Origin of the sequence: Escherichia sp. HH41S (assembly GCF_009820115.1) — a bacterium.
GTDB lineage: Bacteria > Pseudomonadota > Gammaproteobacteria > Enterobacterales > Enterobacteriaceae > Escherichia > Escherichia coli_F.
This window is the reverse complement of the sequence record NZ_VNXE01000123.1, coordinates 252,520-268,748: the sequence shown is the minus strand read 5'-3', so window position 1 is coordinate 268,748 and position 16,229 is coordinate 252,520. Positions and strand designations below refer to the sequence as shown.

Annotated in this window: 17 protein-coding genes; 7 read left to right on the top strand and 10 right to left on the bottom strand. The window is 50.0% G+C overall.

Annotated elements, in window-relative coordinates; genetic code table 11:
* The first annotated feature begins 8 nt into the window (after positions 1–8).
* Positions 9–236: a YccJ family protein gene (locus tag FQZ95_RS25360; protein WP_001143120.1), complete on the top strand. Its 228-nt coding sequence runs from the start codon at positions 9–11 to the stop codon at positions 234–236.
* A 37-nt stretch (positions 237–273) separates the two neighbouring features.
* On the opposite strand, the gene agp is transcribed toward FQZ95_RS25360, so the two are convergent.
* Both agp and FQZ95_RS25350 read right to left on the bottom strand, forming a co-directional pair.
* Entirely contained in the window at positions 274–1,515 is a 1,242-nt protein-coding gene (agp, locus tag FQZ95_RS25355) for a bifunctional glucose-1-phosphatase/inositol phosphatase (RefSeq protein WP_105277095.1), read from the bottom strand.
* A 294-nt stretch (positions 1,516–1,809) separates the two neighbouring features.
* Positions 1,810–3,063: a hypothetical protein gene (locus FQZ95_RS25350; RefSeq protein ID WP_160530932.1), complete on the bottom strand. Its 1,254-nt coding sequence runs from the start codon at positions 3,061–3,063 to the stop codon at positions 1,810–1,812.
* A 257-nt stretch (positions 3,064–3,320) separates the two neighbouring features.
* Between FQZ95_RS25350 and cbpA the strand changes: the two genes are divergently transcribed.
* Together cbpA and cbpM are read left to right on the top strand one after the other, a co-directional pair.
* Positions 3,321–4,241 carry a curved DNA-binding protein gene (cbpA, locus tag FQZ95_RS25345; RefSeq protein WP_000420611.1) on the top strand — a complete coding sequence of 307 codons (921 nt, stop codon included), beginning with the start codon at positions 3,321–3,323 and terminating at the stop codon, positions 4,239–4,241.
* Positions 4,241–4,546 (top strand): chaperone modulator CbpM, encoded by a 306-nt coding sequence (gene cbpM, locus FQZ95_RS25340; protein WP_000024566.1) that lies wholly within the window; start codon positions 4,241–4,243, stop codon positions 4,544–4,546. Before cbpA ends, cbpM begins: the two co-directional genes overlap by 1 nt.
* A 151-nt stretch (positions 4,547–4,697) precedes the next feature.
* Here the strand turns inward: cbpM and torD are convergent, their stop codons facing one another.
* Genes torD through torC form a run of 3 tightly spaced genes read right to left on the bottom strand, consistent with a single transcriptional unit; the run spans position 4,698 to position 9,012 of the window.
* Positions 4,698–5,297: a molecular chaperone TorD gene (torD, locus tag FQZ95_RS25335; protein ID WP_160530930.1), complete on the bottom strand. Its 600-nt coding sequence runs from the start codon at positions 5,295–5,297 to the stop codon at positions 4,698–4,700.
* Positions 5,294–7,840: a trimethylamine-N-oxide reductase TorA gene (torA, locus tag FQZ95_RS25330; protein ID WP_160530928.1), complete on the bottom strand. Its 2,547-nt coding sequence runs from the start codon at positions 7,838–7,840 to the stop codon at positions 5,294–5,296. Before torA ends, torD begins: the two co-directional genes overlap by 4 nt.
* Positions 7,840–9,012, bottom strand: coding sequence for a pentaheme c-type cytochrome TorC (gene torC, locus FQZ95_RS25325; RefSeq protein WP_160530926.1), 1,173 nt, complete (start codon positions 9,010–9,012; stop codon positions 7,840–7,842). The genes torA and torC overlap by 1 nt, the downstream gene beginning before the upstream one ends.
* A gap of 129 nt (positions 9,013–9,141) precedes the next feature.
* On the opposite strand from torC, the gene torR reads away from it, so the two are divergent.
* Positions 9,142–9,834 carry a two-component system response regulator TorR gene (torR, locus tag FQZ95_RS25320; RefSeq protein ID WP_001120131.1) on the top strand — a complete coding sequence of 231 codons (693 nt, stop codon included), beginning with the start codon at positions 9,142–9,144 and terminating at the stop codon, positions 9,832–9,834.
* Here torR and torT read toward each other — a convergent pair.
* Positions 9,807–10,835: a TMAO reductase system periplasmic protein TorT gene (gene torT / locus FQZ95_RS25315; RefSeq protein ID WP_104917583.1), complete on the bottom strand. Its 1,029-nt coding sequence runs from the start codon at positions 10,833–10,835 to the stop codon at positions 9,807–9,809. The genes torR and torT overlap by 28 nt on opposite strands.
* Positions 10,836–10,917: 82 nt before the next feature.
* Between torT and torS the strand changes: the two genes are divergently transcribed.
* Positions 10,918–13,662, top strand: a complete 2,745-nt coding sequence (gene torS, locus FQZ95_RS25310) for a TMAO reductase system sensor histidine kinase/response regulator TorS (protein WP_160530924.1) — start codon at positions 10,918–10,920, stop codon at positions 13,660–13,662.
* 71 nt (positions 13,663–13,733) lie between these two features.
* Positions 13,734–14,807, top strand: coding sequence for a 4Fe-4S binding protein (locus FQZ95_RS25305; protein ID WP_103253241.1), 1,074 nt, complete (start codon positions 13,734–13,736; stop codon positions 14,805–14,807).
* Between the two features lie 48 nt (positions 14,808–14,855).
* Here the strand turns inward: FQZ95_RS25305 and FQZ95_RS25300 are convergent, their stop codons facing one another.
* The 4 genes from FQZ95_RS25300 to cspG are packed head-to-tail and all read right to left on the bottom strand — an operon-like array spanning position 14,856 to position 15,635.
* Positions 14,856–15,029: a GnsA/GnsB family addiction module toxin gene (locus FQZ95_RS25300; protein WP_001019197.1), complete on the bottom strand. Its 174-nt coding sequence runs from the start codon at positions 15,027–15,029 to the stop codon at positions 14,856–14,858.
* On the bottom strand, positions 15,019–15,249 hold the full coding sequence (ymcE, locus tag FQZ95_RS25295) for a protein YmcE (protein ID WP_032183892.1): 231 nt from the start codon (positions 15,247–15,249) through the stop codon (positions 15,019–15,021). Before ymcE ends, FQZ95_RS25300 begins: the two co-directional genes overlap by 11 nt.
* Positions 15,224–15,412 (bottom strand): cold shock small protein YmcF, encoded by a 189-nt coding sequence (gene ymcF, locus FQZ95_RS25290; RefSeq protein ID WP_071524879.1) that lies wholly within the window; start codon positions 15,410–15,412, stop codon positions 15,224–15,226. The genes ymcE and ymcF overlap by 26 nt, the downstream gene beginning before the upstream one ends.
* Positions 15,413–15,422: 10 nt before the next feature.
* On the bottom strand, positions 15,423–15,635 hold the full coding sequence (gene cspG, locus FQZ95_RS25285) for a cold shock protein CspG (RefSeq protein WP_000066490.1): 213 nt from the start codon (positions 15,633–15,635) through the stop codon (positions 15,423–15,425).
* A gap of 285 nt (positions 15,636–15,920) precedes the next feature.
* On the opposite strand from cspG, the gene cspH reads away from it, so the two are divergent.
* Complete coding sequence (cspH, locus tag FQZ95_RS25280; protein WP_000087763.1) at positions 15,921–16,133, top strand: cold shock-like protein CspH; 213 nt, start codon at positions 15,921–15,923, stop codon at positions 16,131–16,133.
* The last annotated feature ends 96 nt before the right edge of the window (positions 16,134–16,229 follow it).

The window sequence follows — 16,229 nt, the reverse complement described above, 5'->3', positions numbered from 1 at the left end:
GGATACGCATGCCAACTCAAGAAGCGAAAGCTCATCACGTCGGTGAATGGGCATCTCTGCGCAATACGTCGCCGGAAATAGCCGAGGCCATTTTCGAAGTCGCCGGGTACGACGAAAAAATGGCGGAAAAGATTTGGGAAGAAGGTAGCGATGAAGTGTTAGTTAAAGCCTTTGCTAAAACCGATAAAGATTCGCTTTTTTGGGGCGAACAGACCATCGAACGTAAAAACGTTTAACCAGCGACTCCCCCGCTTCACGCGGGGGAGTTTTCTGTTATTTCACCGCTTCATTCAACACGCTATCAAACTTATCCATTGGGCAGAAACCATCAGCGTCTATCGGGCAGCCGGTTAATTCCAGCGTCACGCGCTGAGCCGGAGCCTGCAACGTTAACGCATCAGCATTACGCAACTGTTCCGCACTCTGGTACACATATTCAATTTTCATCAAATCGCGATTAGCTTTGCTGTCATGCCAACGCTGGAAAACGATTTTACCGCCAATCGGCGTGCGTTCGTTCTGGTCATGCAACTGATACGGTTTGAAATCCAGTGCCGTTAACAGAGAGGCAATGTTTGAGTCGTGCCCCACCAGCACCGTGATTTTCGGTGCACTGGCGCGATCTGTCACCAGCGCTTTGTCGATATAACTGACCAGTGGTTTCGCAACATTGCGCGCCACTTCCGGTGAGGTAAACAGGCTATCCTGGTAACCGTTTTTCAGCTTCGACAACACTTTCCACTGCTGGTCAGATTTGATTTCTCCCCACGCCACCTGATCCATCGGAAAACCTTCGTAGTATTGCAAAGTAAACGCATCTACCAGCGAGTTGCCGACTTTCAGCGGCCCGGAAACGCCCGGTTCTTGTTGATACTTCGCGCTAAAGGTGTTTTTTCCATCTACAAGCGAACACTGTTGCTTCTCTTTACAGGCAGGAGAATCTTTATAGTTAACGATTTTTTCCAGTAGCTTGTAGCTGTCGGTAAGCTGGAGTTTGCCGAGCTCTTTCTCCATTGCCGCCACCGCCTGTTCACTGAATGCGGCGGAATCATCGGTGATCACTGGGTTAAAGGTTGGGTCCATGGTGCCCATTTTTTCCTGGTGGTGGACTGGAATGTCACACCCAGGGAATGCGCCAGTAATAAAGAACTGCGCGGTTGCGACGGTACGTTGCAGGCTGTTGGCATAGGCATAAACGGTGTCCGGCGGCGGGCATTCACCCGATTTCACCATCCCCTGCTCTGCCAGCCACTCACGCATATAGTGGCCCATATACACTTCCAGCACACCGCCTTTGGTGGTGAGCTGCCCACCAGGGACGTCCCATCCTGGCCATTTATTCGGTGTGGATTGTTCCAGCACACTGCCATTGTTCGCCAGCGGCGCACGTAAGTTATGGCGGCTCATCATGAGCACTTGCTGCAACTGATAGCCTTCCGGTACGGTTTGTGCCTGAGCATTTGAAGCGAGTAAAACTATCCCTGCCACAGCTGCGGCGATTAGCGTTTTGTTCATTCCTGGCACCTCTTTTGTTATCAATCACCAAAGAGTGTGACAGAAATATGACATTTTTCCGGGAACAGGTTCGCAAAATGGCTTGTTGAGTGCCTGTTTTTCTATATTTGTCATTAAAAAAAGGCAAGATTTGACGCAACCTATGCATGATTGGCCCCTGCCTCGTGTACGCCGTTGATGATTTCACCATGGGCTAGACAGAATATCACCGACGTTATCGATACAGGGGCAATATTTACTAGTAAAAAGAGAATGTGAGACTAATAAAAACTATTTTAGCACATGTCTTTATCATTAGATGGCATAACGATTTAAATAGTCCAGTTGCGCTTTCATTTCCTTATGGTTTAACTGGTATGACTGAGCAAAAAGTTCAGTAGGGAGGTAAACGTCATAATGATTGCCAGTATTTATTAAATAACCATACTCAAGATCTTCATCTGTTGAAAAGGATTCACTCCCCAAGGAGATTGATCCCACATTACAGGTAACAATAAACAATGAACAAATGCTATCTGAAAGCACAGCAAGAAAATTCTTCACCGCTTTAACCTTTTCCGGAGAGTCGGTATTTAAAACAAGCGAACCCTTGTTATCATTAAATATAAACTCGGGTAAATGCAATATGCATCTTTCGTCATTCAAGCAACTACCAATGAATTCTTTTTTAAACTTAATAAAATTCGACGCTAAAGAATTACCCATGTCCTGAATTTGGTTGTCAGAATGCAGATCAACGCCAAATAATGTCTTAATATCTTCCCTGAGATTAAAGAATGCTGCATCAACAAAAGACTCAATCACTTGTTTATCAACAATTTTAATAAATTCGTCGTATACTTCTTTTTGCGTCTTTTGACTGCCAAGCGCCCATGAATAATCAACGTGTTTTATAACCAGTATGGCTCTTAACAAACAATATCCATCGCCATCTACAGGCGCGTATTTTAATCCATGCGCTTGATTAATTTCACTCTGAATAAAAGATATACCAGACAAATCAATACCAGTAACTGAATCATATATTCCCGGCGTATTTATCCGTTTTGGCTGGACACTCGTAATTTCATCATCATCAAAGCAATACTCAGAAAAAACATCATTACACTCATTTAAGATATCAACATATGCTATAAATTTATACCAACAGCTACTTTTAAAGCCTGCAATAGCCTGTGAAAACATACCCGGCAAGGATATATTAACAAGCTCTCTTTCTTGAAAATATTGTATAGTATAGGTAATGCCTCCTGAATCCCCTGAATAAGTGTTTGTATCATGAGTACGTAATGTTTTCATAAATGAAGATAAATCATTATCATTTTGCATTTCCTCTAATTCTGTTTCTAGTGATTCACACACCAGGCATGAAATACTTTCTTCTTTCCGCATGATTTCATTGTACAACCGCATAAAACACTCTAGTTTTTGTTCAAAAAGCGTGATTGAACATTTTTGATTTTCTTCGCGCCTGGTTTTTATATCGGCCCAGGCTGTTTTCAAATAATTATTAGCACTGCAACTTACTCCATGTATATTACTACCCATATATAGCGCCTATAAAATTTAATAAATAATGACGTCCTAGTTAAGCTTAAAGTGCCTGATTTAACTATCAAAAATCGCTCACCCTTTTACCTGTTTAAACTATGCTCAGCAATCCATCTTGACGCCACCTCCTCTCCACGATGATTTCAATAACATATTCTGTGTTGGCATATGAAATTTTGAGGATTACCCTACACTTATAGGAGTTACCTTACAGGGGTTCCTTCAATTTGTGTTGATTTACGCGAGATAACGCTATGGAACTAAAGGATTATTACGCCATCATGGGCGTGAAACCGACGGACGATCTCAAGACAATCAAGACCGCCTATCGTCGACTGGCCCGCAAATACCATCCAGACGTCAGCAAAGAACCGGATGCCGAAGCCCGCTTCAAAGAGGTCGCTGAAGCCTGGGAAGTGTTAAGTGATGAACAACGTCGCGCTGAGTATGATCAGATGTGGCAACATCGCAACGATCCGCAATTTAACCGTCAATTCCATCATGACGACGGTCAGAGTTTTAACGCCGAAGATTTTGACGATATCTTCTCGTCAATTTTCGGTCAGCATGCCCGCCAGAGCCGTCAACGCCCCGCCACCCGCGGCCACGATATTGAAATCGAAGTGGCGGTATTCCTGGAAGAAACGCTTACTGAGCACAAGCGTACCATCAGCTATAACCTGCCGGTTTATAACGCCTTTGGCATGATCGAACAGGAAATCCCGAAAACGCTGAATGTGAAGATCCCGGCGGGCGTCGGCAATGGTCAACGCATCCGCCTGAAAGGCCAGGGAACGCCGGGGGAAAATGGCGGCCCAAATGGCGATTTGTGGCTGGTGATTCATATTGCGCCGCATCCATTGTTTGATATTGTCGGCCAGGATCTGGAAATTGTGGTGCCGGTTAGCCCGTGGGAAGCGGCGCTGGGTGCTAAAGTCACCGTTCCAACACTGAAAGAAAGCATTTTGCTAACTATCCCGCCGGGCAGTCAGGCCGGGCAACGATTACGCGTTAAAGGCAAAGGCCTGGTGAGCAAAAAACAGACCGGCGATCTGTATGCGGTACTGAAAATCGTGATGCCGCCGAAACCGGATGAAAATACGGCCGCGCTGTGGCAGCAACTGGCAGACGCCCAGTCGTCTTTTGATCCACGTAAAGATTGGGGGAAAGCATGATGGCTAATGTTACGGTGACTTTTACTATTACCGAATTTTGCCTACATACCGGCATCTCTGAAGAGGAATTGAATGAAATTGTCGGTTTGGGGGTGGTTGAACCGCGAGAGCGCCTGGAAACAACCTGGGTATTTGACGACCATGCCGCCATTGTGGTGCAACGTGCGGTACGCCTGCGTCATGAACTGGCTCTGGACTGGCCGGGGATCGCGGTGGCGCTGACGTTAATGGATGATATTGCGCACCTGAAGCAGGAAAACCGCCTGCTGCGCCAGCGGCTTTCCCGATTTGTGGCTCATCCGTGAGTTTGTTGCCTGATGCGACGCTTAACGCGTCTTATCAGGCCTACAAAGCGCACTGTCCCCGTAGGCCGGATAAGGTTCATGCCGCATCCGGCGGATCTGCCTTAATGTCTAATGCGACGCTCAACGCGTCTTATCTGGCCTACAAACGGCATTATCTGTTTTGGTTGTCGCACTCCACTAACGCCAGCAATAACTGGCTTAGTGCCGCGTAAAAACCAAAGCTATCATACTGATGGCAACGCGCCGCAAACTCCGGTAACCATTGCCGCAGCGCCATCAGTGTTTTTTGCCGCAAACTGTCGATTCTTCGCGCAGGGATAGTTTCCTCACCCAGCGAAAAATACAGATGACTCAACAACTCGAGATAGATCGCCAGATGATCTGCCGGTTCGTTGAAATTGCCGCTGGTTTCCATCCCTGCCTCAACTAACAAGCGTTTAATCTCTTGCTCGTCCTGTTTGTAGGCCGATGCATACGGCAGCGCCGCTTGTTTGTCGGTCATCAGAAACAGGCCGCAAAAGTCAGCGGCCAGTTCCAGACGAGCGTCGTCACGCTCTGTCAGAGCGGCAATTTTAGTTTCCAGCTCGTTCACCGCCGCAGTGAGCGGCGGTTCGCTTTTTAGCAACGAAAACCATTCAGCCATCTGCGCACTGGCGATCTGCGTCAGTTGTTCATCGTCCAGCTCACGGGTGAACAACTGCGCCAGCCAGGCGTAGACACAGGCAATCTGTTGTGCTGTCAGCGTGGTCATGATTTCACCTGCGACGCGGGAACATATTCGCACTGCGCCACCATCTCAACGGGGCCATTAAACGCCGTCACCTGCTCCACTGTTCCGTTGTACTTCTCAATTTCCACCAGCGTGGTATGCGCACTGGTCGCCTGCGCCAGCTGCGAAGTACCGATGTCGATGGTCAACACGTTGGGGTTACCGTATTTGCACAGCGCACCAGGCTCACCGCCTTTATCTGGATCGTACCATGCCCCTTCGTGAATTCGTGCCACGCCGGGTGCATAGCGGTCAGAAACCACTGCTCCAGCCAACACCTGACCACGAGCGTTAAAGACGCGCACCACATCACCGTTACGAATACCGCGCGCACTGGCATCCTGCGGGCTAATAAATACTGGCTCTTTGCCCGCTACCGTATATTGCTGACGCAACGTTTCTGATTCACATAACTGCGAGTGAAGTCGGAAATCCGGATGCACAGATTGCAGATGCAACGGATACTTCTGCGAGCCGGGCCCACCGTGGGAGCGTTCGATTTTCTCAAACCACATCGGATGCCCCTGACAATCGTCGTAGTTCATATCAGCGATGGTTTTCGAGTAGATCTCAATCAGGCCACTCGGCGTGCCCAGCGGTTCGAGATCCGGATCTTCGCGGAATGCCTGGTGGCGAACAAACATCTGCGGATGGTCAAACTCGACGTACTCTTTGTTATTCCAGAAGTCATCAAACGCTGGCAGATGAACGCCGCGTCCTTTGCCCTGTTGTACACCTTCCTGCCAGATGCGTTTCAGCCAGCCCATTTCGTCCAGCCCTTCGGTAAAGGCTTCTTCGCGATTAAAGCGGCGGCACAGCTCGCGGAAAATATCAAAGTCGTTGCGCGCCTCGAACTGCGGCGGCACGACCTGTTTCATGGCGATAATGCCACGGTTGGAGTGGTTGCCATACTGGTCGAGATCGTTACGCTCAAACTGCGTGGTCGCAGGCAGCACGATATCGGCAAAGCGGCAGGTTGAGGTCCACTGGTTATCTATGGCGATAACCGTTTCCAGCTTGCGCCAGCCTTCAATAATGCGGTTGATCTGCTGATGGCGATGGAACGGGTTAGTTCCGGCAATAATACACATTTTCAGCGGCGGCAGTTTTACCGATTTACCATTCCAGTTGATCACTTTTCCCGGTTCGAGGATCGCATCGACAAAACGGGCAATCGGAATGGTGCTGCTGTAGCCTTTGTAATCACTGTTGTCGTGAACAGGCGGAATCGACGAAGAGCCGGAGAAACCACTCAGAATAACGCCTTTACGTCCCGGCGTGCCTGCGCCGTTATAGTGCCAGCCAAAACCAAAGCCACCACCCGGCAGGCCAATTTGCCCCAGCATCGCCGCCAGAACCACAATCATCCACGCCCACTGTTCACCGTGCTGCATACGCTGTACGCACCAACCAGCAATAATCTGCGTTCTGTTCGCCGCCATCTGCCGCGCCAGAGCACGAATGGTTTCGGCATCAATGCCAGTCAGTTTTTCAGCCCATGCGGCATCTTTCGGCTGACCGTCTTTCTTGCCCAGCAGATAGGGCAGGAACTGCTCAAAACCCACACAGTAGTTAGCGAGGAAGTTTTTGTCGTACAGGTTTTCGCTGTACAACGTATGCGCCAGCGCCAGTTGCAGCGGCACGTCAGTTTGCGGGTTAACCGCAATGTGCTTCACATGCTCGCGTCCCAGATACTCATGAGTGGATGTAACAACCGGATCGATGCTGATGACCTGAATTTCACCGGCGGCGACTTTCGCTTTCAACTGCGCGTAATATTCATAAACATCGTGATCCGGGCACCACCAGTTCGCTTGCTGGTTTTTCAGCAAATCGGAGCCCCACAGCACAATGGTTTTGCTGTTCTGCAATACCAGCGGCCAGGAGGTTTGCTGTTCATACACTTCCATTGAGCCAACTACACGCGGCAGGATCACCTGCGCAGCACCGGTGGAGTAATCCCCACCCGTACCAACGCTATTACCATGTAAGGCAATCGCTTTCGCCAACATCCCCGACGCGTTATGGAACATCCCCGTCGACTGCCAACCACTGGCGGTCAGTAAGGCACTCGGCCCGTGCGTTTTCTGCACACGTTCCAGTTCTTCATAGAACATGTCGAGGGCTTCATCCCAGCTCACGCGCACAAATCGGTTATCACCTCGCTGGGAGGTGTCGCTCAGATGGCGCTTACGTAGCCAGTCCACGCGTACCATCGGGTAACGAATACGCGCCGCGTTGTGTACGTGCTCCGGCAATCCGGCGATCATTTTCGACGGATATTTATCCAGTTCGAACGGTTTTGCGGCCACAAAGCGACCATCCTTCACCGTCGCGCGGATAGCCCCCCAGTGCGACCCGGTCAGAATGCCCTCTTTCGAGGTGACAGCCTCGGTCGCCGCTTGCGCCGCAGTCGCACGGCGCGGCGTTAACAGTGACGGCCCCAGCATCCCGGCGACAGTTAAGCCGCCGAGTTGTGCCAGAAAACGTCGACGTGATGCCTGAAAGAGATCGTTATTGTTCATTATTTTTCATCCTTCTTATCGCCGTGAGCCTTACCTGCGGTATCAGACGCATTCATTTGCAGATATTTCAGCAAGGTCCGTTCTTCACGTTTATCGAGGCTGGTAAAGCCAATCATGCCGTTGAGCGTGCCAATCCAACCATTAGCGTCAAAGTGGGCGATTTCCGGTGCGCCGTGGCATTGATTACAGGTGCCGTTGTACAGCGAATCCGCATAAGCCCAGATCGGTTTGATATCGTTCACCATGTCGCCTTTCTTCATCCACGCGGTGGCCTGCAATTTGCTCCACTCGGTATTGGTATCGGTAACGGTGGTTTTCTCCAGCGTTTTCACCTGCTGCTGAACATCGCCACGAATCGAGGCAACAAAGATGCGTTTGCCAGGGAACTGGGTGAGTACACGCTGACGTCCTGCGCTTTCCGTCCAGCCAGTGATTTCAATTTGCAGCCAGTCGCCGTCACGTTTAAGGACTTTCACTTCCGAAGCAGGCAGCAGAGAACCAGAGGCTTCTTTATCGCCTTTCGCCGCATAAATTGGCTTAATATCAATGGAGTACAGCGTATCACCACTATCATTTGCACTGGCGCGCAGCTCATCGAACTGCTTACGGAAGCCGCTACTCATATCCGGCAACTGGTGGGCAATACCTTTATGACAGTCGATGCAGGATTGATTATCTTTCGCTGCCACCTTCATCTGACGTGCCGCTTCAGGATGCTGCTTCGCATGATCCATCGCGTCGTAGTTATGGCAGGAGCGGCAGGTTGCCGAGTTGTTTTCTTTCATTCGCGCCCATTCACGCTCGGCAAGTTCCGCGCGTTTGGCTTCGAATTTCTCAGGTGTATCAATGGAGTGGGCAATAAAGGTCTGGTAGATGTCGTTGCTCGCTTCCAGTTTACGCTTCACCATGCCTGGAATATCCGGCGGGATATGGCAGTCATGGCATTCAGCTCGCACGCCGGAGGCGTTCTGGAAATGCACCGACTGTTTATATTCTTCATACACCGGTTGCATACTGTGGCAACTGACACAAAATTCGGTTGTGCTGGTGACTTTGATCCCCACGTGAGGTAACACAATCAGCGCAATGCCAATCACAATCCCAATAGCGACCAGCGCCAGTACCGACCAACGAGCACTGGGTCGGCGTAACGCGTTCCAGAGTTTCCGCATAATAGCCCCTGTAAAATTATGGTTTAGTGAAGCGATCTTAATAAGCAAATATGAACAGCGGCACTGGTCAGGATGAACGGCTTACGGCAGAATATGAACAGATATGAACAGAATGAGTAAAACTCTCTGATGCCACATCACATTGTTATTGTTGAAGATGAGCCGGTTACCCAGGCGCGATTACAAACCTACTTCACTCAGGAGGGGTATACGGTTTCCGTTACGGCGAGCGGTGCCGGACTGCGTGAAATTATGCAAAACCAGCCAGTGGATTTAATTCTGCTGGATATCAATTTGCCCGATGAAAATGGCCTGATGTTAACCCGCGCCCTGCGGGAACGTTCGACGGTGGGTATTATTCTGGTTACCGGACGCAGCGATCGGATTGACCGTATTGTTGGGCTGGAAATGGGCGCAGACGATTACGTCACCAAACCGCTGGAACTGCGCGAACTGGTGGTACGAGTGAAAAATCTGCTCTGGCGAATCGACCTCGCGCGACAAGCTCAACCGCTCACTCAGGACAACTGCTATCGCTTTGCCGGTTATTGCCTGAATGTGTCGCGCCATACGCTGGAGCTTGATGGCGAACCGATAAAACTAACCCGCGCAGAGTATGAAATGTTGGTGGCATTTGTGACCAATCCGGGCGAAATTCTCAGCCGTGAACGTCTGCTGCGTATGCTTTCTGCGCGCCGGGTGGAAAACCCCGACCTGCGCACCGTCGATGTGTTAATTCGTCGTTTACGTCATAAACTCAGCGCGGATTTACTGGTGACACAACATGGCGAAGGTTATTTCTTAGCCGCTGATGTGTGCTGATAAAAATAGACCGGACGAAATCCCCCTGGTGACAGCGAGCGGCGGATATGTTCGCGGTCGGCATTTTTCGGCGTCAGGACTAAAATCGGTGGGCTGACATTATCAGACACCGATAGTCCCTGTAATTGCCTGATCGCTTGCTCAACCGCCAGCTCCCCCTGCCAGACCATTTGATCGCTGGCAGCCATAATCACTCTTCCCCGCTTCAACCCGCGATACACCTGATGTGAAAGATAAAACGACACCACGGTAAGCGGCGTTTTCAGGTTACGCCCTTCACCCATTGCCGCCTCTGCCGCAATCGCCGTTCCGGCCACAACGTCGATTTCTGGATGGCGCTCCAACATCTCCTGCAACAGGTTACGCTGGATTTCAATATCGTTGTCGCCGAGCGCAATATCGACAATACGCACCGGGCTTCCGGCAATGGCGGCGCGGAAACCCTCTACCATCTCCTTACTGCCCCCGGCGTTATCGGGGCCGGGCATCAACAGCACGTTCAGTGGTTTTCCGTGACTCCATTGCACCAGATATCGCCCTGGTTGATAGCCCATCTGAAACCACGGCACACCAACGCGGCTTTTCACCTGGGGAGCATCAATAGCATTTACCAGTTCGATCACCGGCAGACTTGCTACCTGCTTTTGCAGGTCGGGAAATGACGTCGTGCTACTACCGAGCAAAATGGCCTCTGCCCCCCACTGTTTGCACTGGTCGATTTGTGCTTGCTGGGTAGCCAACTGGCTGTAGCCGCCTGCCTCCAGCACTTTTAAATCCACACCGTAGCGGCGAGCAGCCTCCTGCATACCATAGTTCAACGATAACCAATATGAATCTTTCAGGCTGGGATAAAGCGCGCACAGTTTCCATGAACGTTTGGCTTTAAGCGGTGTAGAGGGTTGCACCGAGAAATGCTGCGCATCATGCCAGCGCAACAAGTTATCAGCCGAAAATCCAGGCAACATGAAAAGGGAAAGAAGTAACAATAGCAGTACGCGCATGATAGCCTCATCAATAATAAGGCTTTATGCTAGATGCATTCCGCTTTGCGACTCAACCTTTTTCACCTTAAGTACACTGACCGTGAATTTAACCCTGACCCGAAGACTGTGGATGGGCTTTGCCCTGATGGCGCTGTTAACCCTGACCAGTACCCTGGTGGGATGGTACAACCTGCGCTTTATCAGCCAGGTGGAAAAAGACAATACTCAGGCATTGATTCCTACCATGAATATGGCGCGCCAGTTGAGCGAAGCCAGCGCCTGGGAACTTTTCGCCGCACAGAACCTGACGAGTGCCGATAACGAAAAGATGTGGCAGGCGCAGGGGCGAATGCTCACCGCACAAAGCCTGAAGATTAACGCGTTGCTGCAAGCGTTACGGGAACAAGGGTTTGACACTACCGCTATTGAACAACAGGAGCAGGAGATCTCCCGTTCGTTACGTCAACAAGGGGAACTGGTGGGGCAGCGTTTGCAACTGCGCCAGCAACAACAGCAACTCAGCCAGCAGATAGTCGCTGCTGCCGATGAGATCGCACGCCTGGCACAAGGTCAGGCGAATAATGCGGCGACCTCTGCCGGAGCGACCCAGGCCGGGATTTACGATTTGATCGAACAACATCAGCGTCAGGCCGCAGAAAACGCACTTGATCGGCTGATTGATATCGATCTTGAGTACGTTAACCAGATGAATGAACTGCGCCTTAGCGCCCTGCGGGTGCAGCAAATGGTGATGAATCTGGGGCTGGAACAGATCCAGAAAAATGCGTCAACGCTGGAAAAGCAACTCAAGAATGCGGTTAAAATTCTGCAACGTCGGCAAATACGCATTGAAGATCCCGGTGTTCGTGCACAGGTCGCGACAACGTTAACTACCGTTAGCCAATATAGCGATTTGCTGGCACTGTATCAGCAGGACAGTGAAATCAGTCATCGCCTGCAAACTCTCGCCCAAAATAACATCGCCCAGTTCGCGCAGTTTAGTAGCGAAGTCAGTCAACTGGTCGACACCATTGAGCTGCGTAATCAGCATGGCCTGGCGCATCTGGAAAAAGCCAGTGCACGCGGGCAATACAGCCTGTTATTGCTGGGGATAGTTTCTCTTTGCGCACTGATTCTGATCCTCTGGCGCGTGGTTTATCGCTCAGTCACGCGTCCCCTTGCCGAACAAACGCAGGCGCTGCAACGACTGCTGGACGGTGATATCAACTCCCCTTTTCCGGAAACCGCTGGCGTGCGGGAGCTGGACACCATCGGGCGGCTGATGGATGCGTTTCGCAGCAGTGTTCATGCACTGAATCGCCACCGCGAACAGCTGGCGGCGCAGGTCAAAGCGCGTACAGCTGAATTGCAGGAGCTGGTGATAGAACACCGACAGGCACGGGCGGAAGCAGAAAAAGCCAGCCAGGCAAAATCGGCGTTTCTGGCGGCGATGAGCCATGAGATCCGCACACCGCTGTACGGTATTCTCGGCACCGCGCAACTGCTGGCAGATAACCCCGCACTTAATGCCCAGCGTGATGATTTGCGGGCAATTACTGACTCTGGTGAATCGTTGCTGACCATCCTCAACGATATTCTCGATTATTCGGCTATCGAAGCAGGCGGCAAGAATGTTTCGGTCAGCGATGAGCCCTTTGAACCGCGCCCGCTGCTGGAAAGTACCCTGCAATTAATGAGCGGACGGGTGAAAGGTCGTCCGATTCGCCTGGTAACTGAAATTGCCGACGATGTACCGACTGCGTTAATGGGCGATCCGCGGCGTATTCGTCAGGTTATAACCAACCTGTTGAGCAACGCCCTGCGTTTCACCGACGAAGGGCACATTATCCTGCGTAGTCGCACTGATGGCGAACAATGGCTGGTCGAAGTGGAAGACAGCGGCTGCGGTATTGATCCCTCGAAACTGGCTGAAATCTTCCAGCCATTTGTTCAGGTTAGCGGCAAACGCGGCGGCACCGGGCTGGGGCTGACTATCAGTAGCCGTCTGGCCCAGGCGATGGGCGGCGAACTCAGCGCCACCAGCACGCCGGAGGTTGGAAGCTGTTTTTGTTTACGCTTGCCGTTACGTATTGCCACGGCACCCGTGCCAAAAACAGTCAATCAGGCGGTGCATCTGGACGGTTTACGTTTGCTGTTAATTGAAGATAACCCGCTAACCCAGCGAATTACCGTTGAGATGCTGAACAACAGTGGTGCGCAGGTCGTTGCTGTTGGCAATGCCGCGCACGCGATAGAGACGTTGCAAAATAGCGAACCGTTTGCTGCCGCACTGGTGGATTTTGATCTGCCGGATATCGACGGTATTACCCTTGCCCGACAACTGGTACAGCAATATCCGTCGCTGGTTTTGATTGGCTTTAGCGCTCATGTCATCGACGAAACGTTGCGCCAGCGTACCAGTTCATTATTTCGCGGGATTATCCCTAAACCGGTGCCGCGTGAAGTGCTCGGTCAGTTACTGGCGCACTATCTTCAACTGCAAGTCAATAACGATCAACCGCTGGATGTATCGCAACTCAATGAAGATGCGCAGTTGATGGGGACGGAGAAGATCCACGAATGGCTGACATTATTTAAACAACATGCCCTGCCGCTTCTCGATGACATCGACATTGCCCGCGCCAGTCAGGAAAGCGAGAAAATAAAGCGTGCCGCACATCAGCTAAAAAGCAGTTGCTCGAGTCTGGGAATGCGTAGCGCCAGCCAGCTATGCGCACAACTGGAGCAGCAGCCATTATCTGCCCCCCTTCCACACGAAGAAATTACACGCAGTGTTGCCGCTCTGGAAGCATGGTTGAATAAGAAAGACCTGAACGCGATTTGAATCAATATCAGCCAGTTAAGAACAACTAGAATAGTGGCATTTGGTATGCAACTTAACGGACTGGCAAAATCATGGCAGAGAAAAGAAGAACCCGCTGGCAGCGGCGGCCAGGCACGACGGGCGGCAAATTACCGTGGAATGACTGGCGCAATGCCACGACCTGGCGTAAAGCGACGCAATTATTACTGTTGGCAATTAATATTTATATTGCCATCACGTTCTGGTATTGGGTGCGCTATTACGAAACGGCAGGTAGTACGACATTTGTCGCCAGGCCAGGAGGCATCGAAGGCTGGCTACCGATTGCCGGTCTGATGAATCTGAAATATAGCCTTGCAACAGGCCAGTTACCGTCCGTCCACGCCGCCGCGATGCTGTTATTGGTCGCTTTTATCGTCATCAGTCTATTACTAAAAAAGGCCTTTTGTTCATGGTTATGCCCGGTTGGTACGCTTTCTGAATTCATCGGCGATCTCGGTAACAAACTGTTTGGTCGGCAATTTGTCCTTCCCCGCTGTCTGGATATTCCTCTGCGCGGCGTGAAGTATTTGCTGTTGAGTTTTTTTCTCTATATCGCGTTATTGATGCCCGCTCAGGCTATTCACTATTTTATGTTGTCGCCCTACAGCGTGGTGATGGACGTTAAAATGCTCGATTTCTTTCGTCATATGGGGACCGCGACATTAATCAGCGTGACCGTTTTGCTGATTGTCAGTCTGTTTATTCGCCATGCCTGGTGTCGTTATCTTTGCCCATATGGCGCGCTGATGGGCGTGGTTTCGCTATTGTCGCCGTTTAAGATTCGTCGCAATGCCGAAAGTTGTATCGACTGTGGCAAATGCGCAAAAAATTGCCCATCGCGGATCCCGGTCGATAAATTAATTCAGGTACGAACCGTGGAATGTACCGGTTGTATGACTTGCGTAGAGTCATGTCCGGTAGCCTCAACATTGACCTTTTCACTGCAAAAACCTGCGGCAAATAAAAAAGCCTTTGCGTTGTCTGGCTGGTTAATGACGCTACTGGTTCTGGGGATTATGTTTGCGGTGATTGGTTACGCAATGTATGCGGGAGTATGGCAAAGCCCGGTGCCGGAGGAATTGTACCGACGCTTAATTCCGCAAGCGCCAATGATTGGTCACTAAATTAGCAACAAGCGGAACATCACCTCGCACGGGGTGATGTTCACAAAATCACATTATTTTGATTTTGACATCATAGCTTTCAAGCCCGGTCATTTTTTCTCGTGCGGTGAAGCGAATTTCAGAGACTTCTTTCCCTGTATTCTTGTTCAGCTCGGCGATTTTTTGCGCGATAAAGTCAGCGATTTCCGTTTCGGCTTGTTTTTTTAACTCTTCAATATTCACTGTTAACCTCTTCTGGTCTTAAAAGACAGCAACACGCCAGTAAGGTGTTGGTTCCCGGTACCCTGGTCAGGTAAGAAATGTTATAAGCTATCTCCCCTAAAGATTCAATAATCAACAGGTTATCGCTTACTATACATACAGCGTTGAAGAAAAATAAGGCAGATATAAAAAAGGCTCCACGAGGGAGCCTGATCTTATTTTGTGAAATCCAGCGGCGCATGGTCAGTGCGTATTTGCAGCGCGACGTTATCAAAGGTGATCATCGTCGATTTACAAAAAATACACTTTGCCCCTAAAGGATTTCGCTCCGTCACATCGAATGCCGATGTGCGGTACTGTGAACCATGACAACATGGACAGCGGAAATGGAGATGTTGAGTAATAACGGCAACCTTAGAGCGTAACAACGTTCGCTGCCGCGGGACCACGTTGCCCCTGCTCAATAGAAAATTCAACTTTCTGATTTTCGTTCAGCGTGCGGAATTCATTGCTCTGGATGGCGGTGAAATGGACGAAAACGTCTTTGCTGCCATCATCAGGAGTGATAAAGCCAAAACCTTTATCTGCGTTAAACCATTTTACTAAACCAGTCATTTTATTAGACATATTTTACTTCCTTCATTTTGGGCCTTTCGGCAAACAGGGCTTTAATACAGAAACTACTTAGTGTTCAGGAGAGAGACTCAAAAGAAGGGGATAATGCCTGATAATGAGAACTACTTTAGTAAACTACTTTGTATGCTGTCTGTCTTTCAAACCGACGCAGCTATTAACGCATGATAATTGAGATTAAGCAATTTTTATTTTAGCCGTCCGGCGGTCTTAAATATCGCTGGCTTTATTTTATTAACCCCGTATAGTGCAGCGCAGTATTTTCAGTAAGGAATTTGTTTGTCCCGTAAAATGACAGGAATTGTCAAAACCTTTGATCGCAAAAGCGGCAAAGGATTCATTATCCCCTCCGACGGTCGTAAAGAAGTCCAGGTCCATATTTCCGCATTCACTCCCCGCGACGCAGAAGTGCTTATACCAGGATTACGCGTGGAATTTTGCCGCGTAAATGGCCTACGCGGACCAACAGCGGCAAATGTTTATCTCTCTTAAGATGACGCAGCTTGTTTAAAGCTGGCTGTTTTTATTAAAAAAGCTCAATAGTCAACATCGCACATTATAACAAAAGTTACTTTCACCCCGGAAAAC

Bases quoted from the DNA above. Each gene is read 5' to 3' on its own strand.
- FQZ95_RS25360 (WP_001143120.1), top strand. From the start codon at position 9: ATGCCAACTCAAGAAGCGAAAGCTCATCACGTCGGTGAATGGGCATCT.
- agp (WP_105277095.1), bottom strand. From the start codon at position 1,515: ATGAACAAAACGCTAATCGCCGCAGCTGTGGCAGGGATAGTTTTACTC.
- FQZ95_RS25350 (WP_160530932.1), bottom strand. From the start codon at position 3,063: ATGGGTAGTAATATACATGGAGTAAGTTGCAGTGCTAATAATTATTTG.
- cbpA (WP_000420611.1), top strand. From the start codon at position 3,321: ATGGAACTAAAGGATTATTACGCCATCATGGGCGTGAAACCGACGGAC.
- cbpM (WP_000024566.1), top strand. From the start codon at position 4,241: ATGGCTAATGTTACGGTGACTTTTACTATTACCGAATTTTGCCTACAT.
- torD (WP_160530930.1), bottom strand. From the start codon at position 5,297: ATGACCACGCTGACAGCACAACAGATTGCCTGTGTCTACGCCTGGCTG.
- torA (WP_160530928.1), bottom strand. From the start codon at position 7,840: ATGAACAATAACGATCTCTTTCAGGCATCACGTCGACGTTTTCTGGCA.
- torC (WP_160530926.1), bottom strand. From the start codon at position 9,012: ATGCGGAAACTCTGGAACGCGTTACGCCGACCCAGTGCTCGTTGGTCG.
- torR (WP_001120131.1), top strand. From the start codon at position 9,142: ATGCCACATCACATTGTTATTGTTGAAGATGAGCCGGTTACCCAGGCG.
- torT (WP_104917583.1), bottom strand. From the start codon at position 10,835: ATGCGCGTACTGCTATTGTTACTTCTTTCCCTTTTCATGTTGCCTGGA.
- FQZ95_RS25305 (WP_103253241.1), top strand. From the start codon at position 13,734: ATGGCAGAGAAAAGAAGAACCCGCTGGCAGCGGCGGCCAGGCACGACG.
- ymcE (WP_032183892.1), bottom strand. From the start codon at position 15,249: ATGCGCCGCTGGATTTCACAAAATAAGATCAGGCTCCCTCGTGGAGCC.
- cspG (WP_000066490.1), bottom strand. From the start codon at position 15,635: ATGTCTAATAAAATGACTGGTTTAGTAAAATGGTTTAACGCAGATAAA.